The organism is Vicinamibacterales bacterium, assembly GCA_041659285.1.
Lineage (GTDB): Bacteria > Acidobacteriota > Vicinamibacteria > Vicinamibacterales > UBA2999 > 12-FULL-67-14b.
Window position 1 is genome coordinate 1 of sequence record JBAZYO010000020.1, and the last position, 25,687, is coordinate 25,687.

The following is a 25,687-nucleotide window of genomic DNA, read 5'->3' on the forward strand; positions in this document are numbered from 1 at the left end:
GTCGTGACCTGCTTGCGGTGCCGGGCGAGGTAGCCGTCGAGCCAGTCGGTCAGCGAAGCCAGGCCGAAGATCGCGGCGGCGACCAGCTCCACCGGCAGCCCGGCAACCAGCCGGCCCTCGAATTTCGTCAGGAGGACCGACACCAGCACCGGCACCAGGAATATGCGTGCGATGGTCAGGCTGTTCGGCAGGTTCATGTCGGCCGCCGTCATTCTACCCCTCGGTCGTGTAAGATGGAAGTTTGTCATGAAGGCTATCCTTCTCGCCGGGGGCAAGGGCACGCGGCTCCGCCCGCTGACCCTCCACACGCCCAAACCCGTGGTCCCGATCTTCGACCGCGCCTTTCTTCACTACCAGATCGACCTGCTCAAGCAGGTTCCCGAGATCGACGAGGTCATTCTCAGCCTCAATTACCAGCCTCGCCGCATCGAAGAGGTGTTTGGTGATGGCGCGGGTACCGGCGTGCGGTTGCGCTACGTGGTCGAGCCGGCCCCGCTGGGCACCGGCGGCGCCATTCGCTACGCGGCCCAGGGCGCGACCGACACGATTGTGGTGTTCAACGGCGACGTGATGACCAGCGTGGACGTCAACGCGGTCGTCAAGCTCCACCGCGATCGCCAGGCCAAGGCCACCATCGTGCTGACGCCGGTGGACAACCCGACGGCCTACGGGCTGGTTGAAACCGAGCCGGACGGCCGCGTCCGCCGCTTCCTGGAGAAGCCGAACCCGGACGAGATCACCTGCGACACGATCAACGCCGGCATCTACGTGCTCGAGCCGGACACGTTCGATCGCATTCCCAAGGACGTCTCCTACTCCATCGAACGCTCGTACTTCCCGTCGCTGATCGAGCGGCAGGAGATGTTCGTGGCCTACGTGGAACGCGGCTACTGGATCGACATCGGCACGCCCGAGAAGTACATCCAGGTGCACCGCGACATGTTCGACGGCAAGTTCTCCGGCGGCGTGTTCGCGACCGCGGACCCGGGCAAGCCGGTGGTCTCGCCCGACGCCCGAATTGAAGACGGCGTGGAGTTGCATACGCCGTGCTTCATCGACGCCGGCGCGCACGTGAAGAGCGGCGCGCGCATCGGCCCCTACACCGTGCTGGGCCGTTCCGTGATCGTCGAGGAATCGGCCAACCTCGAGAACACGATTGTGTGGCCGAACACCCGCATCGGCCAGAGCGCCATCGTCCATGGCCCGATCATCGGCCGCAACTGCCACATCGGCCGTAACGCGGTGATGAAGTCGGCGTCGGTGATTGGCGACAAGACCCTGCTGACCGACTACACGACCCTATGATCAACCCATCCGTCTTCAAGGCCTACGACGTGCGGGGGCTCTACCCGTCCGAGATCACCGAGGAGCTGTTTCATCAGCTCGGCCGCGCCTTCATCGCTTACCTCGGCCCCGGCAAGTACGCCATCACGCGCGACATGCGCGTGTCGTCGCCGTCGCTGACCAAGGCCTTCATCGATGGCGCGACGCTGCAGGGTGGAACCCTGTACGACTACGGCCTGCTCGGTACCGACCAGATGTACTACGCGGTGGCGGCCGACAAGCTGGACGGCGGCGCCCAGGTGACCGCCTCGCACAACCCAGGCGAGTACAACGGCTGCAAGATGGTGCGCGCCGAAGCCTTTCCGCTGAGCGGCGAGGCCGGCATCAAGGAAATGAAGGAGATGATCCTGGCCGGCGCCATTCCCGCGCCGCCGTCATCGCCTGGCACGGTCGAGACGCGCGAGATCATGGACCGCTACGTCGAGCACGTGATGTCGTTCATCGACGCCGCGTCGATCACGCCGTTCAAGGTCGTGCTGGACGCCGGGAGCGGCGTGGCCGGCTTCGTCGCGCCTCGCCTGTTCGATCGGCTCCCCTGCCAGACGACGCGGCTGTGCTTCGAGGTGGACGGCACCTTCCCGAACCACGAGGCCAACCCCCTGATCGAAGAGAACCGCCGGGACATCACCGAGCGCGTGATCGCCGAGAAGGCCGACATCGGCATTGCCTGGGACGGCGACGCCGACCGCTGCTTCTTCATCGACGGTAGCGGCGAGTTCATTGCCGGCGACTTCATCACGGCGCTGCTGGCCGAGGCGTTCCTGCTCAAGTCGCCAGGCCAGACCGTGATCTACGACGTGCGCGCGAGCTACGCGGTGAAGGACGTGGTCGCGAAGTACCAGGGCAAGGCCCTGATGAACCGCGTCGGCCACGCCTTCATCAAGCGCCGCATGCGCGAGGAGGACGCGGTGTTCGGCGGCGAGGTCACCGGGCACTACTACTTCCGCGACAACTTCTACGCCGACAACGGGTTCATCCCGGCGCTGATGATCCTGGACCTGATGTCGAAGAAGGGCATGTCGCTGCGCGACCTGCTGACACCGCTGCGCGAGAAGTACTTCATCTCCGGCGAGATCAACACCAAGGTGGCCAACATGGCCATCGCCGACCAGAAGATCCAGGAACTGGCGAAGATCTACGCCACCGGCAATGTCTACATGCTCGACGGCGTGTCGGCCGAGTTCGCCGACTGGCATTTCAACGTGCGCCAGTCGAACACCGAGCCGCTGCTCCGCCTGAACCTCGAGGGGCTGACGCCGGAGATCATGGAGAAGCGCCGCGACGAAGTGTTGGGGATTATCCGAGGGTAGCGCCGGCTGCCGCCGCCAGCCCTGCCGGGCGCCTCTTGACGAGATGCCGGGTTTCGGGCTCGCCCTCTGCTAGAATGGCCTGACTGAGCGGGAGTAACTCAGTGGTAGAGTCACAGCTTCCCAAGCTGTTGGTCGCGGGTTCGATCCCCGTCTCCCGCTCCAGCTTTTCCTACTGAATCGAAATCCCCACGCTCAGCGTGATCATCTGCGTCCGCCTGGCGGACGGCAGGAGGTCGGTGGCCCCGCGCGAGCTGAGCTTCGTGAAGCGCACGTCGAAGCTGGCGCCGAGATGCGGCTTCATGAACCACCTGGCTCCCCCGCCGAAATTAAGGGCGGCGTTCCACGCCTCGGGCACGGTGATGGCCGCCAGGCTGCCGAAGGCTTCCGAACTGCTGGCAACCTTGGTGCGGCCATAGCCGGCGCTCAAGTAGCTCCACCCCAACTTGTGCCCGAAGTTGATCGACAACTGCGGCAGCACGCTCGTGATCTGCGTGGTGACCGACGTCGTGGTCTGGGTGGTCTTCTCGGTCGAGCCCGAGCCGGTGGTCGACGTCAGCGGGTCGCTGCTGCCCTTGCCCGTGGCCAGGGACACCCCAAGGCCAAAGGTCGCGACTCCGAGCTTGAGCGGGTAGACCGTGGCGCCGCCGGCGAGGCCCCAGCCGCGTCCTGGGAGGGGCGTGGTGGCCGAGAGAGGCGGAACCCAGCCTTCAGCCGTGGGCAGGCCCACCCACGCTCCGTGCAGATCGACGGCGAACCAGGGAAGCCGTTCGGAGGTTTGAGCCGAGACCGGCGCCGCCGCGAGCAGGGCCAACGCCACCATTGCCGCCAGGCGCATCAGTAGCCGCCCGTCTTTCCTGCCGCCGCCTCGCCCCGCGATTCCTTCACGATGCGCACGCCAGCGCTCGCGCCAATGCGCGTGGCGCCGGCCGCAACCATGGCCTTCATCTGCTCAAGGTCGCGCACGCCGCCGGAAGCCTTCACGCCCATCTCGTCGCCGACAATGCGGCGCATCAGGGCGACATCGGCGGCGGTGGCGCCGCCGGGCCCGAAGCCGGTCGAGGTCTTGACGAAATCGGCGCCGGCGGCCTTGGCCAGCGTGCAGGCGGTGATCTTCTCCTCGTCGGTCAGCAGCGCGGTCTCGATGATCACCTTGCTGCCGGCGCCCGCGGCGTGACACGCCGAGACGACGCCGCGGATGTCGTCGGTGACCAGCCGCACGTCGCCGGACTTGAGCGCGCCGACGTTGATCACCATATCGATCTCCGCCGCCCCGTCGAAAATCGCGCGGCGCGCCTCGAACTGCTTGACGTCAGGCGTGGTCGCCCCCAACGGGAAGCCGACGACCGAGCAGACCGCGACGCCGCTGCCACGCAGTTGCCGGGCCGCCAGCGCGACCCACGTCGGGTTCACGCACACGGTGGCGAACTTCCACTCCGCCGCTTCCTTGCACAGCTGCTCGATCTCTTTCGCCGTCGCGTCGGGCTTGAGCAGCGTGTGATCGATCAGGCCCGACAGGCCTTGTGCACCGCCGTCGGCGGCGTGCAGGCCCAGGCGCGTGGCGCCGGCGTCGAGCACGTGCTGCACCCGGTCTGGACAGCAGTCGAAGGTAAAGCCGTGGCACGCGCACCGGGTCGGCGCCACCGCGCCGGCCCGCGCCAGTTCCTCCAGGATCAACGCGATGACCCGACGATAGTCGCTCACTGCGTCTTCTCCAACGCGCGAATCTTCGCCAGGCGGCGAAGGTGGCGGGCCTCGCCCATGGGGGTGCCGAGCCAGGTGTCCACAATCGCCTTGGCGTCGCCCACCGAGAGCAACGTCGCGCCGAGCGCCAGCACGTTGGCGCCGTTGTGCTCGCGGGAGTAGCGGGCCAGGGTCTTGTCGGTGCACATCGCCGCGCGGGCCCCGTCGATCTTGTTGGCGGCGATCGCCGAACCGATGCCGGCGCCGTCAATAACGATGGCGGCGTCCACTTCCCTGCGCGCCACCAGCCGGGCGGCCTGCGCCGCGATGTCGGGATAGTCCACCGGGTCGGGGCCGTCGGTGCCCACGTCGAGCACGCTCAGGCCCTTCTGCCGCAGGTAATCACGCAAGGCCGCCTTGAGCGCCACGCCCGAATGATCGCTGCCAATGGCCAGCGAGCGGATATCGGCCACCGGCGCCAGGCCGTCGAGGCTGGCGTCGGCGACCCCGCGCAACACGGTCACACGGCGGGCCTTCAGCGTGTCGGCGGCCAGCGGCGTGACGTGCCCGCCGGTCTTCAGCGTGACGCTGGAGCCGATCTCCAGGATCCGCGCGTCGGCCTCCGTAATGATGTCGAACGTCTTCATTGAACTCCCGTCGAGTAGTTCCGCCCCGTCAAGCCGTGCCGCCCCGTCTGTATCGTGCTAGTCTTTTCCGCCATGTCTGCCGCGAAACCTACCGTGCTCATCGACCAGGAAGAACTCCAGGCCCGCATTGCGGACCTGGCGCGCGAGATCCGCCGGGACTTCCCCGAGGACCAGCTGCACTTCGTCTGCGTCCTCAAGGGCGCCTTCCTGTTTCTCGGCGACCTCATTCGCAACCTCGACGGCCACGTCACCATCGACTTCATGTCCCTTTCCAGCTACGGATCTGGCACGTCGTCGTCCGGCGAAGTCCGCCTGTCGAAGGACCTCGACTCCGGCCTCGAGGGCCGCGATGTCATCATCGTCGAAGACATCGTCGACACCGGGCTGACCTTGCATTACCTGCAGGACATTCTCATGGCCCGCGGACCCAAGTCGCTGCGGACCGCCTGCCTGCTCAGCAAGCCATCACGCCGGAAGATCGAGGTCAAGGTCGACTACATCGGCTTCACCATCGAAGACCGCTTCGTCGTCGGCTACGGCCTCGACTACGCCGAGCAGTACCGCAACCTGCCCTTCATCGGCGTGCTCGAGTAGCCGCCTACTGCGGCACGGCCTTTCGGACCAGGTCGGCTGCGGCCCGGGCCTCGCGCAGCACCGCCGCTTCGTCCAGCGTCAGCACCTTGCGGTCGCGCATCAGCACCTGGCCGTTCACCACGGTCGTCTCGACGTCGTCTCCGCGAGACACGTAGACGACCTGCGACACGGGATCGAACAGCGGCGTCTGCCGCGCCCGAGACATCCCCACCACGATGAGGTCGGCGCGCTTGCCCGCTTCCAGGGACCCGATGCGGGCCTGCTGGCCAAGGACGCGGGCGCCGCCGATAGTGGCGAGTTCCAGCGCCTCCGGTGCGCTGATCACGCGCGGATCCATCGACACCAGCTTCTGCTGGAATGCCGCCTGGCGCATCGCCTCGAACATGTCGAGGTCGTTGTTGCTGGCGGCGCCGTCGGTGCCCAGGCCGACATTCACGCCGGCCCGGCGATAGGCCACCACCGGCGCCGTTCCGCTCGCCAGCTTCATGTTGCTTTCGGGGTTGTTCGAAATGCCGACGTTGCGCTGTTTCAGTACGGCGATCTCTTCGGGCGTGATCCACACGCCGTGCGCGCCCACGGTGATCGGCGCCCAGAACTTGAGGCGGTCGAGCAGCGCCACGGGCCGCTGCTGGTGGCGTGCTTGCGACAGCCCGATCTCATCGGCCGTTTCGGCGAGGTGGATTTGGATCGGGATGTTGTACTTCTTCGCCAGGTCGCTCACCGCGGTCAGCGTGGCGGCATCGAGCGTGTACACCGAGTGCGGCGCGATCGACGGCGTGATCAGGTCGTCTTGCGCGAACTCCTTCGCGAACGCCTCGGTGCGCTTCAAGGCCTCCGCCGGGGTCCTGGCGTCGGCCACCGGGAACTCGATCACCGTTTGCCCCAGCACGCCGCGCAGGCCCGCTGCCTTGGTGACACGGGCGACCTCTTCCTCGAAGTAGTACATGTCCGCGTAGGTGGTGGTCCCGGACTGGATCATCTCCAGGGCCGCCAGCCGGGTGCCGACGCGCACGAATTCCGGCGACACGGTCTTGGCCTCGGCCGGAAAGATGTACTTCTGCAGCCAGTCCATCAACGCCAGGTCGTTGCCCAGGCCGCGAAACATGACCATGGCGGCGTGGGTGTGGGTGTTAATGAGGCCGGGCATCACCACCTTGCCGGTGGCGTCGATGGTGTCGGTGCTCCGGTAGCGCGCCGCGATCGCGGCCGGCGTATCGACCGCGACGATCAGGGTGCCGTTGACGGCCACCGAGCCCGGATTCAGGATCCGCCGGCTGCCATCCACTGTGATGACAATGCCGTTGGCGACGATCAACGAGACCTCGGTGACCTGCCGGGCCACCAGGGCGGGCCGAAACACGGGCGCGGCCAGGACCAGCGCCAGCCCGATCGCCAGAATGCGGAAGCGCATGCAGGCTGAATTGTACGTGAATCCGGAATTGCGGTGTAAGCTCTCTGCGCCGTGCTGCGCCTGGTCACTCACCCGCTGGTCCATGACTGCCTCGCGGAACTCCGCGACGCCCGCACCAATCCGGAACGCTTTCGCGCGCTCGCCAATCGCATCAGCGTCCTGCTCGGCGCCGAGGCGCTCCGCGACGTGCCGATGGCCGATGGCACCGTTGACACGCCGCTCGGGCCGTCACCTTGCCGCCGCCTGGCCGCCGACGTGGTGATGGCGCCGGTCCTGCGGGCCGGGCTCGGCATGCTGCCGGGCATGCTGGAATTGGTGCCGAACGCCCGCGTCGGTCACCTCGGGCTGCAACGCGACGAGCGCACGGCGGTGGCCTCGCAGTACTACGCCAAGCTGCCGCCCAACATCGAAAGCAGCTATGTGTTGCTGATCGACCCGATGCTGGCCACCGGCGGCAGCGCCGTGGCCGCCCTGGACGTGCTGACCCGGGCCGGAGCGAAGCACATCCGCCTGGTCTGCATCGTCGCGGCGCCCGAGGGCGTGGCGGTCGTCGAGAAGGCCTACCCGGCCGTCCCGATCTTTACGCCCATCGTGGACCGGGAACTCAACGCTCACAAGTTCATCGTGCCGGGCCTCGGCGACTTCGGCGATCGGCTGTTCGGCACCATCTAACGCACTACGGCCCTCGCCAAATTGGCACGCCTGATGCTATGATCCATGCTCTGACCGCGCGCTTGGCTCAGCGGTAGAGCACCGCCTTCACACGGCGGGGGTCGGAGGTTCGAATCCTCCAGCGCGCACCATCAATCTTCTTACCTTGAGTAATCGCCTTCGGCCGATTGCGACGGCAGCACTGCTGGGCGCACTAGCGTTCCTGCTTTACGTGGTGCCGGCCGCCCCCTCCCCTCTCTCAGTTGACGAAGTCGCCCTCATGCGTCAGGCGCAGTCGGTGGCGACCAGCGGCCGCGACACCGACGGCCGTGCGGCGCAACTGTACTTCCGCGCGAGCGAGGAGCACTGGCTTCAGCCGGTGCCGGTGTACGCAACGGCGCTGGTGTCGGCCCTGGTATCCGGTTCGATGGCGGCGCGGCTGGCGTCGGCCATCGTCGGCGCGCTCAACGTCGGGCTGATCTACCTGCTCATGCGGCGGCTGTGCCCCAATCGATGGGGCCCGGTGGCCACCGCGGCGTTGCTGGCGATCACGCCCGCGCACCTGGCCTTTGCCCGAACCGGGGTGGACGCCATCTACTCCTTGCCCTTTGTCCTGGTCTGGCTGATCGGGCTCCGGGACTTCCTCGACCGGGGCGACCGGTGGCACCTCACCGCCGGTGTGTTCGCACTGGGGGTGGGTACCTATACGCAGCCGTCGGCGCCGCTGACCATGGGCTTTCTCTTCGCCATCACCTGCGCCGCGTTGTGGATCACGGGGGCTCGCGGCATTCGGGCCTACGCGGGCATCGTCACCGCCTTTGCGCTGCCGCTCAGCATCGCGGGCCTGTGGTTCGCGGCCCATCCGTCGAGCTATCCGGACACGTTCGGCCGGTGGGTCATTCATGCCGCGCACCTGCGCTATCCCATGGACGGCATGCGCGCCTTCCTCAACTGGACCACGCTCGGCACGCGCACGTCGCTGTACTGGGGATTCTTCGACCCATCCTGGCTCTTCTTCAATGCCCCTTACCTACCGGGCACGGTCCTGCGGGGGGCGGCCCCGTTCCTCTTGCCGGCATCGCTCTTCTCGCTGATGGGCGTGGCGCGCTGCGCGCGAGTCGGTCCGCCCGCGTGGACGATCGCCCTGGTTGCCGGGGCCGCCGCGTCGCCGCTGGCCGCATCGACGTTCGGACAGCCGCATGCCATTGGAGCGGCCCTGGCGGTTGTGCCATTCGTGACGGTACTGGCCGGATGCGGATTGGTGGACTGGAGCGAGCGGAAGGGCGCGGCCTGGCGTTGGCTGGGGTGGGCGGCGATTGCCGCCATTCCGCTTCAGTTCTTCGGCGCCTACGCACGCTACTTCCGCGCCTGAGCCCTCTCACACACCTCGAAGGACGTCTTCCAGTCCGGCTCGATGCGGGCGGTGACCCGCCGCCAATCGGCCGCGCCGGCCAGCGTGTTGCAGACCGCACCGGGCACGAGGGGCGGTCATTAGTTTAGGGGCTACCGTTTCTCAAGCAGCGCGAAGGACGGAGTGCCATCAAGGTCATCGATCGAACGAACGTGGCGCCAGCCAGCGTCGTGTAGAAGCGCCCCGCATTCGGCCGCGGCGAGCGGACATACGAGCGCCGCTCCAGGTAACGCCCCTGCGGGTGGATCGGGGCCGTAATACACGGCCCTATCAATCATGTCCGGGCGTTGTCCCGCCAGCGCATAGAAGCGCCAATAGCGCCCGGCAAATGGAATCGCCCGACTCAAGTACACGCGCCGCTGCGGGTCTGCCACGGCCGCATCGATCACGGCCGTCAGCGCCTCCCGGGTATTCCCGCCAAACCAGCGACCGGCTTCGACGCGGTATCGGCCCATGTAGTCCTGGTAGAAACCGGCGAACTGCAGCGGGACGGCCGCAATGAGCAGAACGGCGATCGTGCGCCACCCTCGCGAGTGCGACTTAAGGAGGGCGTCGGCACCGTAGCACGCGGCCAGTACGCCAAAGGGGATCGCGAACAGGATCCGGTTCATCTCGAGCGCGCCCGTGACGATGGCTGCGAGGGGCGCTGTCGCCAGGCCGACGAGCACCAACGTTGCCGGTGTACTGCGCGCGATGACCAACCGGTAGGCGCCAAGCGGCATGAACACCGCGAAGCTCAACGGGAACAAGCCGGCCTGTCGTGTGGAGTTGATGAGGCTGGAATCACCTGACAGGAACAGAAAGGCGGGGTTGAAGAACGACCAGAACAAGCCAATCCGTGTTTGCAGGGCCGACGACACCGCCCCAGGAGCCGGCGCGGCCGTGGTCCCCGCACTATAGAGCTGGTAGGCTTCCAGGATCTGGCGATAGCGCTCCGGATGCGTGGCATACCACCACGCCATCGGAATAAGGGGCGCCACGAACGCCGCGCCCGCAATCATGGCCGCCCTCTTCCCCCCCCACCGATACCCGAGCGCCACGGTCAGTAACAGGTAGACCGGCACCATGACCACCCACGCCAGATAGGTGTACGCGCCGAAGCCCAACCACAACGCACCAATGGCCAGCCGTCGCTCGCTCGGGCGGTCCGAAAACGCCGCCATGCTCAGCAGCCACGCCAGGATGATCGGGATCGAGGACTGCGGGCTCAGCACCAGGCGGCTGCGAATGAACAAGGCTGGCGTCAACGCCAGGAAGCCTGCGGCGATGCCCGCCATGCTGTCGCGCCCGAAGAGGCGCCGCGCCAACAGGAACATCAACGTGACGTCGAGCACACCGAGCAGCGCGGTTGGCAGCCGGACGGATGCCTCGGAGAACGGAAGCCAGGCGAGTGCCGCAGCCGTGACATAGATAATGGCCGGGTCGCGCCCGGCCGGAAACTCGGGCTCGGTGAAGAACACCGGCAGGAAGCGTCCGCTCAGGTCACGACCAGTGGACGCAATCGCCTTCGCCTGCAGCGAGAACTGTAACTCGTCGTGCATCAGGAACGCCGGCGCGTAATCAAGCCGGGTCCCATAGAGAACGCCCGACGCTGCCGTCAGCGCTCCGAGCAGAAGCCAGGTGCGGGGCGACATCTCTATTCGCTGGCGGGCGACACTGCGTATTTGTCGATCAGGCGATACAACGCGCGCCGGCTGATGCCAAGGCGGCGCGCGGCCAGCGACTTGTTGCCGCCGGTGGCGTCGAGCGCGGCCTGCACGGCGTCCGCCGTCGGCGGCGGCCCCGATGGCTCGTCATCGACAGCGACCGGACCCGGGCCGGGACGGACGGGCAACGACCGGGCGAGGTCGCCCTCGGTCAACAGGTGCCCTTCACAGAGCAGGCAGGCCCGTTCGATCACGTTTCGCAGTTCGCGGACGTTGCCGGGCCACGGCCACTGCACGAGCCGCTCTTCGGCGGACTCGGTCAGGCCGGTGATGGGCCTGTCGAACTCCCTGGCGAACCGGCGCACGAAGGCCGCGGTCAGGTACGGGATGTCTTCGGGACGTTCCCTGAGCGGCGGCACCGCGATTTCAACCACGTTGAGCCGGTAGTACAGGTCGCTGCGGAAGCGGCCCGCGGCCATCTCGGCGTCCAGGCGCCGGTTGGTGGCGGCGATCACGCGCACGTCCACCTTCTTCAGGTCCACCGACCCGACACGCTGCAGTTCGCCGTTCTCGAGCGTGCGCAGGAGCTTGGCCTGCGCGCCCGGCGGCAGTTCCCCGACCTCGTCCAGGAACACGGTGCCGCCAGTGGCGGATTCGAAGACGCCAATCTTGTCGGCCGTCGCCCCGGTGAACGCTCCGCGCACGTGGCCAAACAACTCCGACTCGAACAGCGTCTCGACAACGGCGGAACAGTTCACGGTGACGAGCTTCTTCGCCTTGCGCGGGCCGAGCGCGTGCAGCGCCCGCGCCACCAATTCCTTGCCGGTCCCGGTCTCGCCGGTCACCAGCACGGTCCGCGCGTGCGGCGCCAGCCGGTTGATGACGCTGAACAACTCGCGCATCGCCGGCGAGCGGCCGATCATGCCGCATACCTCGAGGCGCTCGGCGAGGGCGGCATCGCTGTCGAGCACCGTGTTGCGGTCTTCGAACTGCCGCCGCATCGCCTGCATGAGCGCCCGCACCCTCGGCAGGTCGAGGGGTTTCGAGAAGTACTCGGTGGCGCCCAGCTTGATGGCCTCCACGGCGTCTTCAACGCTCGCCGCGCCGCTCATCAGCGCAATCTGCGAGCTGGTGCCACCCGCGCGCACGGCGCGCAGCACGCCGAGGCCGTTGACCCGGGGCATGTGCAGGTCGAGGAGCACCAGGTCCATGTGCCGGCGATGCAGCATTTCGAGCGCCGCGGCGCCGTCAGCCGCTTCGAGCACCTCGAAGCCTTCGCGCGCCCCGACCTCTCGCAGCAGTTGCCGGATTTGCGGATCGTCGTCCACGAGGAGCAGGAGTGGATGGGGAGCGGTTGAGGTATCTGCGAGCATATGCGCCGGGCGATGGACCTGAGCCAGACCGACCGGCACGTCGCCGGTCGTCGAAGCATGCGGAAACGGGGGCTGGCTCGTGCTGACCGAGCGGCCGGCTAGCCGGCCTTCTTGACCTCGGCGATCAGCGCCAGGATGGCGCGCGTGTAGGCGGCATCCGCTTCGGCGTGGGCCTTCATGTAGTCGGCTTCCGACATCTTGTCTTCACGCCAGTTGCCGTCGAAGCGCATGGTCTTCGCGCCGAGGTCGTGGCTGTCGGAAGGCCCCTGCCTGGTGGCGGGCTTGGCCTTCAGGCCGTCGGGGCCCAGGTCGGTCACGAAGTGGCGGCTCTCCACCACCGACGCGCTGTTCAGGTCCATGTAGACCTCGCGGTACTCCTTCCGGATCAGCTTTTCATTGACCACGGCCGGCGCCGTCGTGCGCGCCCACACCACCATCAGCTGCCCCGGGAAGGCAATCGCCCCGACGAACTCCTCACGGTCGTCCGGCATGCGCGCGGCGATGCTGTCGAGCTTCTTGCCCGCGAGCAGCTCGGCGAGTTCCTTGGCGGGCGCCGCGGACTTGGGGTCTTGGGCGGCAGCGACCGACGAGAAGGCCGTGACGAACAGGATTGGAACCAGAAGGGTGGTGAACGAGGCGGAGGTCACAAATTTCATGCCCTCATTTAACACATTCAGCCGATGAAAAGCGACTCTTCCTCGTCAACCACGTTCCGGCTGGCCTGCCGGCGGCGGCCGGCTTCACGCAGGCCGCGGAACGAATCGATGAGCGCCGCGACCCCGGCGAAGATGGCCATGCCCTGGCGCGCGGGGCCCGTCACGAACTCCTGGGCGGCCGCCACGGTCTGATCGACCCGCTGCGTCAGCTCCGCGAAGATGGCGTCGAACCGCTCGACCTGCTTGGCCGCCAGCGCCGCGGTTCGCGCCGCCTCGCTGGTAAGCGCGGTGATGTTGGCGAGCAGGGGCTTGATGTCCTGGTCCAGTTGAGTGGCAATCTGATCCACCCGACGGGCAAGACGGATCCCGGCGATGATGGCGCCCACCTGGATGAGGGCCATGACCAGCACCGCAAAGGCGATGACGCCGAGAAACAGCTCGCCGGTTGCACTCACGCCTGGTCGCCCCGCTCGCGCGCCTGCTGGAACGCCTCGCGGCCGCGATCAACCGCGGTGACCAGGTTCTCGCGCTGGCGCGCATAGTACTCACGGCCCTGATCCATGGCTTCGCGGGCCTTGTCCTTGCCCTCGCGGGCTTTCTGGCCCAGGAACTCGCGGGTCTCTTCGCCCGAGGCCGGCGCAAACAGGAGCGCCACGGCCGCGCCGGTCAGGGCGCCGACCACGAACGCAATCATGATGCCGCCGCCGTTGCTGTCCTTGGACATCGTGGCTCCTTAGAAAATGCTGACCTTCACGTTCAGGTACTTCTTCGGGTCTTTCCTGATTTCGGTGATGAGCGACTTGACCTCGGCCACCGCCTGATTCATGTTCTCATATAACTGCTTGTCGTGCAGCAGTTGCCCCGCGGTGCCCTGGCCGGCGTTGAGCTGTTGCAGAACCGTGTCGAGACGGGCAGTCATGGTGTCGATCCGCTGGTAGAGCGCGTCATCGGTCAGCAGCTTCCCGGCGGTGCCCTCACCGCGATTCAGCTTCGCGGTCATGGTCTCGAGGTTCGACGTGGTCTGGTTCAGGCTCCTGGAAAACGACGGGTCGTTCATCAACTGGCCGAGGCTGCCCTCGCCCTTCCGCAGGCCGGTCGTAATCGCATTGAGATTGGCGAGCGCCGCCTCGAGCTCGTTATACGCTCTCGGATTGTTCGCCAGCTTGCCCATCGTGCCCTTACCCTCCGACACGGAGCGCGCCACCCGTTCGGCCGCCTTCACGAAACCGTCGACTTCCCGGTAGATCGAATCGTCGGTGAAGAGCTTGCCGACGGTGCCCTTGCCCGCGCGGATGTCTTCGATGAGCTGCTTCGCCTCGGTGAGCCCGGCCGTGGCCTGCGTGGTGAGCTGGGCGATGCTGCCCTCGGCGATGCCCGACGGCACGTAGCCCCACTCGGGAATGGGGGTGCCCCCCGGCCCCGCGGTGATGTCCACGGCGCCTTCGCCGAGCAGTGAAATCGAGCCCAGCACGGCAAACGACTTGTCGGTGACGAGCGGCCGCATGTCGTCCTTGACGCCGAACCACACCTCCACGCCACCGGCGGAGAGCACCACCTTGTCCACCGAACCCACCTCGACGCCCGCCACCCGGACCGGGGAGCCGGCCATCAACCCGGCCACGTTGGCGAACCTCACCTTCAGCGTGTAGTTCTGCCAGAAGAACCCCCCGCCCCCGCCGACGGCGAAGATCAGCAGGCCGGCCATGACCAGCGCGAAAACCGAGATGATGCCGAACTTGAGTTCGGCCCATGCGAGTGAGTGTGTGCGCGGCATGGTGCTTGGGTCCTCTTACGAAAGAAACGTGTTCAGGTACGGGTCGGTCGAAGCCCGCAATTCGTCGGCCGATCCCTCGAAGTGAATGCTGCCGTCCTTCAGCATCACGAAGTCGGCCTGCTCGATCTTCGCCGCGACGGCGGCGGCAATCTCCGGCTCCCCGGCTGCGTTCCTGGTGGCGGAATGCGTCGCCACGTAGAACGCGTCGCGGAGCTGGTGCGTGACGATCACGGAAGTCACCGCCTCGAGGTCGCGCAACTTGATGATCTCGGCGTCGATGGTCAGCGACGTAATCGGGTCGAGGCCCGTGGTCGGCTCGTCGTACAGCAGCAGCGTGGGCTTGGCGGCCATGGCGCGGGCGATCGCCACCCGGCGGCGCTGCCCGCCCGACAGCTCCGACGGCTGCTTGTCGATGTGCTCGCTCAGACCGACGAAGCCGAGGACTTCCTCGACGCGCTGACGCACCTCGGGCAACGGCAGCGTGGTTTCCTCGTAGAGCTTGTAGCCGACGTTCTCGCCCACGGTGAACGAGTCGAACAGCGCGCCTTCCTGGAAGACCATGCCCATGTGGTGGCGCACGCCCATGATTTGCCGCTCGGTCATCTGGTCCACCCGGTGGCCGAGCACCCAGATGGTGCCGGAGTCCGCCTTGAGCAGGCCGAGCATCAGCTTGAGGATGGTGGACTTGCCGGCGCCGCTGGCGCCGAGGAAGATCTTCGTGTGTCCGGCGCGCACGACGAAGGTGACGTCCTTGAGGATCACCTTCTCGTCGAACGCCAGGCACACTTTGTCGAACAGCACCACCGGGGCGTGGGGCTCCGCAAGCTCAACGGGCAGGCCGAATTCGGCAAGGCTCTTGTGGCGCATCAGAAAAAGATCGAAATAAGCAACCGGGTCACGAAGAAGTCCACGATCAGCACGGTGACGGAAGCGGCGACCACGGCGTTGGTCGTCGCCCGGCCCACGCCCTGCGTGCCGCCCGACGTCCTGAGGCCGACGTGGCAGCCGATGGTGACGATGATAAAGCCCAGGAAGAACGGCTTGATCAGGCCCATCCAGACATCCTGGATGTAGAGTCCCTCAACCACCGCGCTCCAGTAAATCCCGGACGACACGCGCAGCTGCGTCAGGGCGATGAGCCATCCGCCGGTGAGGCCCACCGCGTTGGCCACCACCGTCAGGATCGGACACATGATGATGCCCGCCAGCACGCGCGGCACCACCAGCTTGCGGATGGGATCCGTGCCGAGGGCGCGCAGCGCGCTGATTTGCTCGGTCACCACCATCGACCCGAGCTCGGCGGCGATGCCCGACCCGACGCGGCCGGCCAGCATCAGGGCGGTGAGCACCGGCCCCAGCTCCTTGATCATCGACGCGCTGATCAGGCGGCCGACGAACGGGCGGGCGCCGAACTGGTCGAGCGTCATGCCCGACTGCAGCGCCAGCACGGCGCCGGTGAAGAAGCCGGTCAGCAGCACCACGGTGAGGGAGCCGAGACCGATGATCTCGATCTGCTCCATCACGTCGCGCGCGTAAAACGGACGCGAGACCGCGCCCTGCGCCGCCGCGAAGCACAGCTTCACGTACTCTTGAACTTCGAGCAGGCCCTTCTTGACGGCTTCAATCAGCCAGCCTCCCTGGGCGGGAGCGCTCATCGGCGATCCTCCGGCCCGAGACCGAGCTCACGCGCGCGGAGCGCTCGAATCTGGTCGCGCCAGGACGCCGCCTTCTCGAAGTCGAGGTTGGCCGCGGCGCCCTTCATCTGTTCCTCGAGGGTCGCGATGTGCGCGTCGAGCTCGGCCTGGGTCCGGAACACCTGCCGGCCCTCGCGCGGGTCGATGATCGAGGAGTAGTCGCGGTCATAAACACTGGATAAGACGTCATCGATAGCCTTGACGATACTGGTCGGGGTGATGCCGTGCTCGGCGTTATAGGCCGCCTGCCGCGTCCGGCGGCGCTCGGTTTCGCTGATCGCGGCGCGCATCGAGTCGGTGTGACGGTCCGCATACATGATCACACGGCCGTGGACGTTGCGCGCGGCGCGTCCGGACGTCTGGATGAGCGCCCCGGCCGAGCGCAGGAAGCCCTCCTTGTCGGCGTCGAGGATGGCCACCAGCGACACTTCGGGCAGGTCGAGGCCTTCGCGGAGCAGGTTGATGCCGACCAGCACGTCGAACACGCCGCGGCGCAGGTCGCGCAGGATCTCCACGCGCTCGAGCGTGTCGATGTCGGAATGGAGGTAGCGGACCTTCACGCCCAGTTCCTGGTAATACGTCGTCAGGTCCTCCGCCATGCGCTTGGTCAGCGTCGTGACCAGCACCCGTTCCCTGTTCGCCGCCCGGTCGCGGATTTCCTTGAGGAGGTCGTCAACCTGGCCCTTGACCGGACGGACCTCGACCGGCGGATCCATCAAGCCGGTCGGGCGAATCACCTGCTCGACGAACACCCCGCCGGACTTCTGCAGCTCGTATGGCCCCGGCGTTGCCGACACGTAGACCAGCTGGCCGACGCGGGCCTCCCATTCCGCGAAGTTGAGCGGGCGGTTGTCGAGGGCCGACGGCAGGCGGAAGCCGTACTCGACCAGCACTTCCTTGCGCGAGCGGTCGCCGTGATACATGCCGCGGATCTGGGGCACGGTCTGGTGGCTCTCGTCCACCACCACCAGCGAATCCGCCGGCAGGTAATCGAGCAACGTCGGGGGCGGCTGCCCCGCCGTCCGCTGGGTCAGGTGGCGCGAGTAGTTCTCGATGCCGTGGCAGTAGCCAATCTCGCGGATCATCTCGAGGTCGAACATGGTCCGCTGGTGCAGGCGCTGCGCCTCCAGGACCTTGCCCTCGCGTTCGAGGTCGCCGCGGCGTTCCTCGAGTTCGGCCTTGATGGTGACGACCGCCTCGCGCAGGCGATCGCGGCCGGTCACGAAATGCGACTTGGGAAAGACGGTCGTGCGGTCATGCCGGCGAAGCGCCTTGCCGGTGAGGGGATCGAACGAGGTCAGCTCGTCGATCTCATCGCCGAACAGGCCGATGCGCAGGGCGAACTCCTCGTAGGACGGGTAGACCTCGATGATGTCGCCGCGCACGCGGAAGGTGCCGCGGCCGAAGTCGTGGTCGTTCCGCTCATACTGGATTTCGACGAGCTTGCGGAGGATCTGGTCTCGATCGATCCGCTGGCCCTTTTCGAGCGGCATCACCAGGCCGTAGTAGGCGTCGGGCGAGCCGAGGCCATAGATACACGAGACGCTGGCCACGATGATGACGTCGCGGCGCTCGAAGAGCGACCGCGTCGCCGACAGGCGCATGCGATCGATCTCCTCGTTGATGGTCGATTCCTTCTCGATGTAGGTGTCGCTGGAGGGCATGTACGCCTCCGGCTGGTAGTAGTCGTAGTAGCTGACGAAGTACTCGACGGCGTTGCCGGGGAAGAACCGCCGGAATTCCTGAAACAGCTGCGCGGCGAGGGTCTTGTTATGGGCCATCACCAGCGTCGGGCGGTTCACGCGGGCGATCACCTGCGCCATGGTGTAGGTCTTGCCCGAGCCGGTCACGCCCAGCAGGACCTGGTGCTTGTCGCCGCGGTTCAGGCCGTCGACCAGTTCAGGTACAGCATGGACCTGGTCGCCGGCGAGCTCGAAGTCTGACGCGAGGGTGAAGCGATCGGAGACGGAAGGCATGGACACGTGTGCCAGAACACAGCATCGTACCCTACTTCCGGGAGGTCTTGTAGGGGGCGAAATAGCCTTGGCGCGCGCGCACGCGCAGGTCGGGGCGCTTCGGCTTGACCTCGACCTTGCGCCAGGCGCCGTCGGTGGTGGTGTTGGCCGACTGGTAGCCGAGGTGGTACTGCCCCTTGATCTCGGCCAGCACCTTCTCGTAGGTCGCCTCGACGTCCTTCATCGTGGTCGGGAAAAAGGCCTGGCCACCGGTGGTCTCGGCGATCTGGCGCAGCGTCATCTGGAGCTGCTGGCGGGCCGAGCCGGTGTTGTCCACCAGCCCGATCGCGTAAACGGTGACCTGGGAGGCCTTGAGCAGCGTCAGCGTGTCGGGGAGGTTGAGCGCCGACCGCGTGTCACCGCCGTCGGTGTACATCACCATCACCTTGCGGCCGTCCTGCTGATCGGCGCCGTCGAGAAAGGTGCCCAGCGCGTCGTAGAGGGCCGTCCAGCCATCCGGCTTCCGCTGGCGGATGCGCTCGATCAGCCGGGGAAAGTCGCGCTGGGGATAGCGGGTGATGCGCACCTGCGTGTCGAAGTCCACCAACGTGATGTCTTCGGCGGCCGGCAGCAGGTTCAGGAACTTGATGGCCGCGCCCTGCGCCAGCTTCATGTCGGACTGCATGCTGCCGCTGGCGTCGAGCAGCAGGCCGAGGTGCATGGCCGGTGCGGCGTCGCCGTCGCCGGCGGCGAAATAGAGGATGTCCTGCCGCTTGCCGTCTTCGAGCACCTCGAAATCGCCCGCGCCGAGACCGGTAACCAGGTTGCCCTTGCGATCGACCACCGTCACGCCCATGGTGACCAGATCCACGCCGGCGCGAAACGTCTGCTGACCGCCCGCCGCGGCGGCACCAGCCGCGGCCAGCAGGACGAACACGGCCGTCGTCGCCCGCCTCACCGGGCCATCCTACCAAAGGTGACGGGGATATAATCCGGGGATAGTGCGTTGCCTTGCGGTCTGTCACAGCGAGCTGGTAGTCCGGCTCCTGGAGGCGGTCCTCGCTCCAACTGCGGAGCTCGACGTGTTGGTAGAGAGCCCGGCGCTCGCCCGGCGCTTCGAAGACTCGGAACTGCCGGTCACCGTCGCCGATACGGCGAAGGTCGACAGCTACGTCCGGGCCGGCCTGTCCCCCGCCACTCCCGTGTTTGTCGAAGACAACGGCCGTCGCGGCCTGCGCAAGGTGCTCGAAGCGCTGCGCGGAGCCGGCGGCACGCTCATCTACGTGCTGGGTACCAGCCTGGCCGACGTGCGCCGCGCCGAAGCGCTACGCGACGACTTTCCGGAAGTCACCACGCTCACCCTCGCCGAGCTGACCGGGCCCCCGCTCCTCACCGAACTGGGGCGGTCGGTGACCCGGCAGCGCGTCCAGCAGTACCAGCGCTACATGGCCGACGCCGACCGCGTCCTGATCCTGACCCACAACGATCCGGATCCGGATGCGATGGCGAGCGGCCTGGCCCTGCGCACCATCCTCCGCCGCACGCGCCAGACCGCCGTGATCGGGTGCCTCGCGCCGGTGACGCGCCCCGAGAACCTGCGAATGGTGAAGCTGCTCGACCTGAAGATCGAGACGGTCACGGCGGACCACTTCAAGGACTTCGACAAGATCGCCCTGGTTGACGTGCAGCCGCACTACTTCCCCGGCCTGCTGCCCCACGTCGACCTGGTCATCGACCACCACCCCGCGCAGTCGGGCTACAACGCGATCTTCACCGACATCCGCCCCGACTACGGCTCCACCTCAACGATCCTCACCGAGCACCTGCGCGCCGTGGACATGGACATCTCCGAGCGCACCGCCACGGCGATGCTCTACGCGATCAAGTCCGACACGCTGTTCTTCAACCGCCACGCCAACCGCGCCGACCTCGATGCGTTCTCGCATCTGTATCCGCTGTCGGACGCGACCATGATCCGGAAGATGGAGGGCGCGGAAATCACCGCCGAGCGCCTCGACTACCTGATCAAGGGCTGGCAGCAGGGCCGCATGATGGAGCACGTCTTCTGCGCGTTCCTGGGCGAGCCGCCGCGCGACGACTTCATTCCCTATGTCGCCGACTTCTATCTGCAGCTCGAGAACGTGCAGTGGACCGTGATCAGCGGCGTCGTCAACGACACGTTCGTGGTATCGGTGCGCAACCTCGGCTACTCGCGCAATGCCGGCGACTTCGTCCGCCGCTGGTTCAACGACATCGGCAGCGCCGGCGGCCACCGCACCATGGCCAAGGCGGTGGTGCCGCTCGAGGCGTTTCAGAAGAAGTTCGGCACCTACGAAGGCAGCCGCATCAACCAGCGGATGCTTGATCTCGTGCTGGAGTTCCTGCACGAGACCCGCGACAAGTAGTGCCAGAAGGCCAGCACTTTAGTGCTGGCTAAGCGAGAGTGCCAGAAGGCCAGCACTTTAGTGCTGGCTAAGCGAGAGTGCCAGAAGCCCGGCACTTCAGTGCCGGGCCGTACTACGCCAACGCCTGTTCGAGATCCGCAATCAGGTCCGACGCGTCCTCGAGACCGATCGAAATCCTGATCATCCCTTTCGACACGCCGGCCGCCACCAACTCCTCGTCGGTCAGTCCGTACTGCGACGTCAGGATCGGCAGGCTGCAGATGCTCTCCACACCGCCGAGACTGGCGGCGCGCTTGATCACCTTCAGCTTGTCGAACACGCGGAACGCGCCGTCCTTGCCGCCGGTCACGTCAATCGTGACGACGCCGCCAAAGCCGCTCATCTGGCGCTTCGCGATCTCGTGGTCGGGGTGCGAGGCGAGCCCCGGGTAATACACCCGTTCGATGGCGCGGTGGTGCTCGAGGTGCTGCGCCACCGTCATCGCGTTGGCGTTGTGCTGCGCCACGCGCAGCGGCATGGTCTTCATGCCGCGCCCGAGCGCGAAGGCCGGGATCGGATCCATGATGCCGCCCAGCAGGCGTCGCGCTTTTGCCAGCGGGTTGATGACCGCCTTCGACCCCGACAGCGCGCCACCGGTCACGTCGCTGTGGCCGTTGAGGTACTTGGTGGCGCTCTGCATCGACAGGTCGATGCCCATCGCCAGCACCGGCTGGTTGATCGCGCTCGCGAAGGTATTGTCGATCACCGACAGCACGCCGGCCGCCGTGCAGGCCGCGGCCACCTTGCGGACGTCCACGCAGCGCAGCGTGGGATTGATCGGCGACTCGAACCACACCATCTTCGTCTTCGGCCCAATCACGCGCGCGAGGTCGGCCAGGTCGTCGAGCGTGATGAAGCGCCGCTCGACCCCGAACTTGGCCATCAGGTCTTCGATGATGTGGAAGGTCCCGCCGTAGATCGCCGCGCTGCAGAGAATCTCGTCGCCGGGCTTGAGCAGCGTCAGCAGGGCGGTCGAAATCGCCGCCATGCCCGAGCTGAAGAGAATCGCCGCCTCCGCGCCGTCCACCGCCGCCAGCTTCTGCTCCACCGCCACCACGGTCGGGTTCTCATACCGGGAGTAGAGATAGCCGTTGAGCTTCCCTTCCTGGTACTTGATGACGTCGGCGACCGAGTCGAAGATGAAGGTGCTGGTCTCGTAGATCGGAACCGTGAGCGAGGGCGTCGCGCCGGTATCGATCCGCTCGCCGGCGTGGATGAGTTCGGTGGCTGGCTTCATGCTGAGAATATTAGCCACAGAGGGCACAGAGGACACAGAGAATACTTATTTCAAATGCAAATACCGGCTGAGTCAGGCTTCTTGCATTTCGAAAGAACTACTCGGTGCCCTCGGTGTCCTCCGTGGCCAATGTTCGTAAGGGCCTCACTCGTCGAAGTCGCGCGTGACCTGCGTCATGCGGTCGCCGGAGGCGCCGACCACCGGCTCGATGAACTGGCGGTAGGCGTCTTCATAGCCACGTTCCATCAACTCGTCCAGCGTCTGCACGCGGTCCGACTTCTCGTCGTAGGCGCCGGTGAAATCGAGTGGGCGGGTCGGGTTGTGCGACGGGCGGATCAGGTAGACGCCCTGGAAGCGGTGATGCAGGTGGCGCACGGCGTCGTTGAGCACGGCGGTCTCCGCCGAGGCCAGCTGTTCGCCGATGCGCCCGAATCCATCGAGACGCGGCGGCCGCAGTTCGTGAGGGCCCGGCGGATCGGGCGTGGCGGCGATGATCACGACCTGCTCGGCTCCGGCGGCGGCCGCTTCCTCGAGCAGGCGCGCCAGGCACGCGGGCCGGTCCACCAGCCGGTGGGTTTCGCCGCGCCAGTAGCTGTCGGGCGCGAACTGGACCAGGCGCGGATCGCTCACCCCGGGCAGGCTCAGCGCCGCGGCCAGGACATCCGCGGTAAACGCCTGCGTGCCGCTCGAGAGATCGTGCGCCTCGGCCCGCCGCGACGACACGCCGCCCGGAGGGGGAAACAGCGCCTTGCGAAACGGATCCCGGACCAGGCCGAAGACCAGGTCCCGGTGCGCATCCATGTCGTGGACCACCAGCAGCAACTCGCGAAAGCCCGGCTGGCCGAGATTCTCGCCGAGCAGTTCCGCATAGCGGCGGCTGAGATCCTTGGCGTCAGGCGTCTTGATGGCCGCTCCGCCCTTGAGCAGGCGCCACACCGTTTCGGTGGCGTGCTGGATCGCCGCGCCGGCGTCGATCGGCGAGCCAAGCAGCGCCCAGGCACGTCCGCCGGCCGTCCGCCGATGCAGCGGCGCGCGCCACCAGGCCAGCCATGCCCCAACCGCGAGGGTGAGCACCGCGGCGCCCGACAGCAGCGCCGCCAGCCGCGGAATCCACGTCGGCAAGGCGCCCGGCGAAAAGGCCAGCGTCAGCGTTTCCAGAAACGATTGCACGAACCGCGCGCCGGCATCGAGGCCCGACATGCCGAGCACCAGCGCGATCGGATACACCACCAGGCCGAGCAGGATCACCGCGGCGGGAATGGCGAGCACGGCGATCAGGCCCAGGCCCAGCCATCGCAACAGGCGGAACGGCCAGCGCCAGCGATACAGCGTGGCCACCGGCTCGGCGCGCCAGAATCCGCCCGCCTCCCACAGTTGCGCGCTGCCGTCAACCGCCGCCAGCACGGCGGCGATCGCGCCAATGCCGCGGCCGCCGACGATGTCGAGCTTGACGCCGGCTTCCTGGAGGGCCCGCATGGCGCCGGCGTGGTACGCGCCATCGGCGCCCGTTCCGGTGAACAGGAGCGCGGTCCGGCGTTCTGGGGAATACGAGTCGCGGGGCTCGGTCACAGCCGTCGCCAGCTATTCGTGGATGGTGACGAGCTTGAGGATCTCGAACTTGCGCGTGCCACTGGGCGTGGACACGACGATCTCGTCGCCTTCCTCTTTGTTGAGGATGGCGCGGCCGATCGGAGACGACGTGGAGATGAGGCCCTTTTCGGCCTCCGCGTCTTCCGGCATCACGAGCTGATAGACCAGCTCCTGGTCCTTCTCGCGAATCGTCACGGTGGATCCGAACCCGGCCTTGCCGTGCGGGATGCGGTCCATGTTCATGAGCGCAATCTCGCTCATCCGGCGCTTGAGCATGGCGATGCGTGCGTTGACGTAGGTCTGGCGCTCTTTCGCGGCCTGGTACTCCGCGTTCTCGCGCAGGTCGCCGAGTTCGCGCGCGCGCTGGATCTCCTTGGGGAGTTCCTTGTGCAGCTCGCGCTCGAGGGCGTTCAGCTCGTCTTCAAAACGCTTAATGAGTCTTTCTTTCATCGCTCAAACATCGGAGTGTAGCACAATTGCCACGGGCGCCCGGGCGCGCTCGGCCATGACCACCATCACCAGCCGCCACCACGCCATCGTCAAGGAATTCCGCGAGCTGGCTCGCGGCGGCGGCCCCATGATGCTGCTCGACGGGTGGCACTTACTCACCGAGGCCGTCACTGCCGGCATGGTAATCGAGACGGTCGCCGTGTGCGGTCCGCCGACCGCTGACGAACAGAATGTGATCGATCGCGCCCGCCGCGCCGGCGCGCACGTCGTCGAGGTGTCGAGCGCCGCCCTCAACGCGATGTCGCCCGTCAACTCGCCCACCGGGGTCGTCGCGTCGGCGCGAAAGCCGGCGGCTGACGCCGCCGCCATGCTGGCGCCGCCGCCCGCGCTGGTGCTGGCGGCATTCGGCATCCAGGACCCGGGCAACGCCGGTGCGGTGATTCGTTCAGCGGCCGCGGCCGGCGCCACCGGGGTGCTCGTCAACGAGGCGACCGCCGATCCGTGGGGCTGGAAGGCGCTGCGCGCCTCGATGGGCAGCGTGTTTCACCTGCCGGTGATCCGGACCCGCGCCCCCATGGCGTCGATCGAGAGTTGGCAGGCGGCCGGCCTGACGGTGGCCGCCGCGGTTCCCCGCGGCGGCGTGTCGATGTACGACATGGACTTGAGTCAGCCAGTCGCGATCCTGATGGGTGGCGAAGGCCCCGGCCTGCCTGCCGACGTGATCGAGGCAGCCGACACCCGCGTCAGCATCCCCATGAGCGCGCCGATCGAATCACTCAACGTCGCCGTCGCCGCCGCGCTGTTGTTGTACGAAGCGCGACGGCAGCGGCGTCGATGACCGGTTACGCCAGCGCCGACTTGTAGAGCGCCAGCAGCTTCGCCCACGCCTTCTCGGCATCGGGCTTGTTGTAGATCGGGCTGCCGGCCTGGGCCGGCATGTCGGGCACGCACCACCCGTGCAACCCACCGTACACCTCAATCTCCGCGGGCACCTTGGCGTCGGCGAACGCCTGCTTCAACTGGTCTTTCGCATCCGGCTGCCGCGAGTCGTCGTTCGAGGCAATGCCGATGTAGAGCTGCGCCTGCATTTGCGGAATCAACATATGCGGGCTGGTGGGGCTGGTGGTGACGAGGCCGCCGCCATGGAAGGACGCGCCGGCGCCGATGCGAGCGGGAACCGCCGCCGCCGTCCTGAACACCAGCGGGCCGCCCATGCAGTAGCCCTGCGTGCCGACCTTCTTCGCCTTGTTGACCTGCGGCTGGGCGTCGAGGAAGCCGACCAGTGCCACGGCGTCGCGCTCCGCCGCGCCCGCGGCGTTGATGCCGCCCATGAAGCTCTGCAGCCGCGTCATGTCTTCCTTGCTCTGGAAGCTGAACGTCTTGGTGTCGAGGCCCGGTACTGGCGCCTTGGCCATGCGATAGAACGGGTTGGGCACCAACACCGAATACCCGTCGGCCGCCAGGCGCTTCGCCATGTCGCGCATGGCCGGCCGAAGGCCGAAGGCGTCGGGCCAGATGATCACGGCGGGATGCGAACCCGAGGCGGGATGAATGAACGCGGCGTCGCAGGTGCCGTCGGGGGTCTTGATCTCGACGTCCCTCTCCGTGATCGCCATCTGGGCGTGGGCGCCGGCGCCCGTGGCGGCGGCGAGGCCGGCCGCCAGGGACAACGCCACGAAGTCGCGGCGCGAGAGGTCATTGAGCGATGCGTCCTGCTTCCCGGGATTCTTCCTGTCGTCTGACATGCGGACTCCTCCGGCGCCATCCTACCTCAGAGCTCGCCACGCCGAGACCTTTGGCGGAGGCGGGGCCACGCTATG

26 protein-coding genes and 2 tRNA genes are annotated in these 25,687 nt (G+C 67.0%); 9 read left to right on the forward strand and 19 right to left on the reverse strand.

Annotation, left to right across the window (positions count from 1 at the left end):
- A partial coding sequence (locus tag WC815_22270) for a CDP-alcohol phosphatidyltransferase family protein (protein ID MFA5911513.1) occupies positions 1–212 on the reverse strand: 212 nt, incomplete at its 3' end.
- Positions 213–246: 34 nt separating this feature from the next.
- Between WC815_22270 and WC815_22275 the strand changes: the two genes are divergently transcribed.
- The 3 genes from WC815_22275 (at position 247) to WC815_22285 (ending at position 2,816) form a co-directional block, all read left to right on the forward strand.
- Positions 247–1,305, forward strand: a complete 1,059-nt coding sequence (locus WC815_22275; GenBank protein MFA5911514.1) for an NDP-sugar synthase — start codon at positions 247–249, stop codon at positions 1,303–1,305.
- Positions 1,302–2,654, forward strand: coding sequence for a phosphomannomutase/phosphoglucomutase (locus WC815_22280; GenBank protein ID MFA5911515.1), 1,353 nt, complete (start codon positions 1,302–1,304; stop codon positions 2,652–2,654). The genes WC815_22275 and WC815_22280 overlap by 4 nt, the downstream gene beginning before the upstream one ends.
- An 87-nt stretch (positions 2,655–2,741) precedes the next feature.
- Positions 2,742–2,816: transfer RNA gene (locus tag WC815_22285), tRNA-Gly, on the forward strand.
- A 7-nt stretch (positions 2,817–2,823) separates the two neighbouring features.
- Here WC815_22285 and WC815_22290 read toward each other — a convergent pair.
- The 3 genes from WC815_22290 to WC815_22300 are packed head-to-tail and all read right to left on the reverse strand — an operon-like array spanning position 2,824 to position 4,981.
- A complete protein-coding gene (locus tag WC815_22290; GenBank protein MFA5911516.1) occupies positions 2,824–3,489 on the reverse strand; it encodes a hypothetical protein in 666 nt (221 codons plus the stop codon).
- Entirely contained in the window at positions 3,489–4,355 is an 867-nt protein-coding gene (gene deoC, locus WC815_22295) for a deoxyribose-phosphate aldolase (protein ID MFA5911517.1), read from the reverse strand. The genes WC815_22290 and deoC overlap by 1 nt, the downstream gene beginning before the upstream one ends.
- On the reverse strand, positions 4,352–4,981 hold the full coding sequence (locus WC815_22300) for an RpiB/LacA/LacB family sugar-phosphate isomerase (GenBank protein ID MFA5911518.1): 630 nt from the start codon (positions 4,979–4,981) through the stop codon (positions 4,352–4,354). Before WC815_22300 ends, deoC begins: the two co-directional genes overlap by 4 nt.
- Before the next feature lie 72 nt (positions 4,982–5,053).
- Here WC815_22300 and hpt point away from each other — a divergent pair, with 72 nt between their 5' ends.
- The gene (gene hpt / locus WC815_22305; protein MFA5911519.1) at positions 5,054–5,575 is read left to right on the forward strand and encodes a hypoxanthine phosphoribosyltransferase; all 522 of its coding nucleotides are present in this window, start codon (positions 5,054–5,056) and stop codon (positions 5,573–5,575) included.
- A gap of 4 nt (positions 5,576–5,579) precedes the next feature.
- On the opposite strand, the gene WC815_22310 is transcribed toward hpt, so the two are convergent.
- Positions 5,580–6,986, reverse strand: a complete 1,407-nt coding sequence (locus WC815_22310; GenBank protein ID MFA5911520.1) for an amidohydrolase — start codon at positions 6,984–6,986, stop codon at positions 5,580–5,582.
- A 51-nt stretch (positions 6,987–7,037) separates the two neighbouring features.
- On the opposite strand from WC815_22310, the gene upp reads away from it, so the two are divergent.
- The 3 genes from upp (at position 7,038) to WC815_22325 (ending at position 9,009) form a co-directional block, all read left to right on the forward strand.
- Complete coding sequence (upp, locus tag WC815_22315) at positions 7,038–7,658, forward strand: uracil phosphoribosyltransferase (GenBank protein MFA5911521.1); 621 nt, start codon at positions 7,038–7,040, stop codon at positions 7,656–7,658.
- Between the two features lie 56 nt (positions 7,659–7,714).
- Positions 7,715–7,789: transfer RNA gene (locus WC815_22320), tRNA-Val, on the forward strand.
- Positions 7,790–7,803: 14 nt separating this feature from the next.
- Positions 7,804–9,009, forward strand: a complete 1,206-nt coding sequence (locus WC815_22325; GenBank protein MFA5911522.1) for a glycosyltransferase family 39 protein — start codon at positions 7,804–7,806, stop codon at positions 9,007–9,009.
- A gap of 131 nt (positions 9,010–9,140) precedes the next feature.
- On the opposite strand, the gene WC815_22330 is transcribed toward WC815_22325, so the two are convergent.
- From WC815_22330 to WC815_22375, 10 genes are all read right to left on the reverse strand, one after another.
- Positions 9,141–10,682: a glycosyltransferase family 39 protein gene (locus WC815_22330; protein MFA5911523.1), complete on the reverse strand. Its 1,542-nt coding sequence runs from the start codon at positions 10,680–10,682 to the stop codon at positions 9,141–9,143.
- A 2-nt stretch (positions 10,683–10,684) separates the two neighbouring features.
- The gene (locus WC815_22335) at positions 10,685–12,067 is read right to left on the reverse strand and encodes a sigma-54 dependent transcriptional regulator (protein MFA5911524.1); all 1,383 of its coding nucleotides are present in this window, start codon (positions 12,065–12,067) and stop codon (positions 10,685–10,687) included.
- Positions 12,068–12,165: 98 nt separating this feature from the next.
- Positions 12,166–12,723, reverse strand: a complete 558-nt coding sequence (locus WC815_22340) for a hypothetical protein (protein ID MFA5911525.1) — start codon at positions 12,721–12,723, stop codon at positions 12,166–12,168.
- A 17-nt stretch (positions 12,724–12,740) separates the two neighbouring features.
- Positions 12,741–13,178 carry a DUF948 domain-containing protein gene (locus WC815_22345; protein MFA5911526.1) on the reverse strand — a complete coding sequence of 146 codons (438 nt, stop codon included), beginning with the start codon at positions 13,176–13,178 and terminating at the stop codon, positions 12,741–12,743.
- Positions 13,175–13,447, reverse strand: coding sequence for a YtxH domain-containing protein (locus tag WC815_22350; protein ID MFA5911527.1), 273 nt, complete (start codon positions 13,445–13,447; stop codon positions 13,175–13,177). The genes WC815_22345 and WC815_22350 overlap by 4 nt, the downstream gene beginning before the upstream one ends.
- Before the next feature lie 9 nt (positions 13,448–13,456).
- A complete protein-coding gene (locus WC815_22355; protein MFA5911528.1) occupies positions 13,457–14,497 on the reverse strand; it encodes an MlaD family protein in 1,041 nt (346 codons plus the stop codon).
- Between the two features lie 15 nt (positions 14,498–14,512).
- The gene (locus tag WC815_22360) at positions 14,513–15,364 is read right to left on the reverse strand and encodes an ATP-binding cassette domain-containing protein (GenBank protein MFA5911529.1); all 852 of its coding nucleotides are present in this window, start codon (positions 15,362–15,364) and stop codon (positions 14,513–14,515) included.
- The gene (locus WC815_22365) at positions 15,364–16,152 is read right to left on the reverse strand and encodes an ABC transporter permease (protein ID MFA5911530.1); all 789 of its coding nucleotides are present in this window, start codon (positions 16,150–16,152) and stop codon (positions 15,364–15,366) included. Before WC815_22365 ends, WC815_22360 begins: the two co-directional genes overlap by 1 nt.
- Positions 16,149–18,167: an excinuclease ABC subunit UvrB gene (gene uvrB / locus WC815_22370; GenBank protein ID MFA5911531.1), complete on the reverse strand. Its 2,019-nt coding sequence runs from the start codon at positions 18,165–18,167 to the stop codon at positions 16,149–16,151. Before uvrB ends, WC815_22365 begins: the two co-directional genes overlap by 4 nt.
- Before the next feature lie 31 nt (positions 18,168–18,198).
- The gene (locus WC815_22375; protein ID MFA5911532.1) at positions 18,199–19,104 is read right to left on the reverse strand and encodes a VWA domain-containing protein; all 906 of its coding nucleotides are present in this window, start codon (positions 19,102–19,104) and stop codon (positions 18,199–18,201) included.
- 43 nt (positions 19,105–19,147) lie between these two features.
- On the opposite strand from WC815_22375, the gene WC815_22380 reads away from it, so the two are divergent.
- Positions 19,148–20,551 (forward strand): DHH family phosphoesterase, encoded by a 1,404-nt coding sequence (locus WC815_22380; protein ID MFA5911533.1) that lies wholly within the window; start codon positions 19,148–19,150, stop codon positions 20,549–20,551.
- Between the two features lie 112 nt (positions 20,552–20,663).
- Here the strand turns inward: WC815_22380 and WC815_22385 are convergent, their stop codons facing one another.
- The 3 genes from WC815_22385 to greA all read right to left on the reverse strand — a co-directional run bounded on the left by WC815_22385 (position 20,664) and on the right by greA (position 23,867).
- A complete protein-coding gene (locus WC815_22385) occupies positions 20,664–21,827 on the reverse strand; it encodes an aminotransferase class I/II-fold pyridoxal phosphate-dependent enzyme (protein MFA5911534.1) in 1,164 nt (387 codons plus the stop codon).
- A 144-nt stretch (positions 21,828–21,971) separates the two neighbouring features.
- Positions 21,972–23,396 (reverse strand): patatin-like phospholipase family protein, encoded by a 1,425-nt coding sequence (locus WC815_22390; GenBank protein MFA5911535.1) that lies wholly within the window; start codon positions 23,394–23,396, stop codon positions 21,972–21,974.
- A gap of 12 nt (positions 23,397–23,408) precedes the next feature.
- A complete protein-coding gene (gene greA, locus WC815_22395) occupies positions 23,409–23,867 on the reverse strand; it encodes a transcription elongation factor GreA (protein ID MFA5911536.1) in 459 nt (152 codons plus the stop codon).
- Between the two features lie 55 nt (positions 23,868–23,922).
- On the opposite strand from greA, the gene WC815_22400 reads away from it, so the two are divergent.
- Complete coding sequence (locus WC815_22400; protein MFA5911537.1) at positions 23,923–24,705, forward strand: RNA methyltransferase; 783 nt, start codon at positions 23,923–23,925, stop codon at positions 24,703–24,705.
- A gap of 4 nt (positions 24,706–24,709) precedes the next feature.
- Here WC815_22400 and WC815_22405 read toward each other — a convergent pair whose 3' ends face one another.
- Positions 24,710–25,612 (reverse strand): dienelactone hydrolase family protein, encoded by a 903-nt coding sequence (locus WC815_22405; GenBank protein ID MFA5911538.1) that lies wholly within the window; start codon positions 25,610–25,612, stop codon positions 24,710–24,712.
- Positions 25,613–25,687 lie beyond the last annotated feature (75 nt).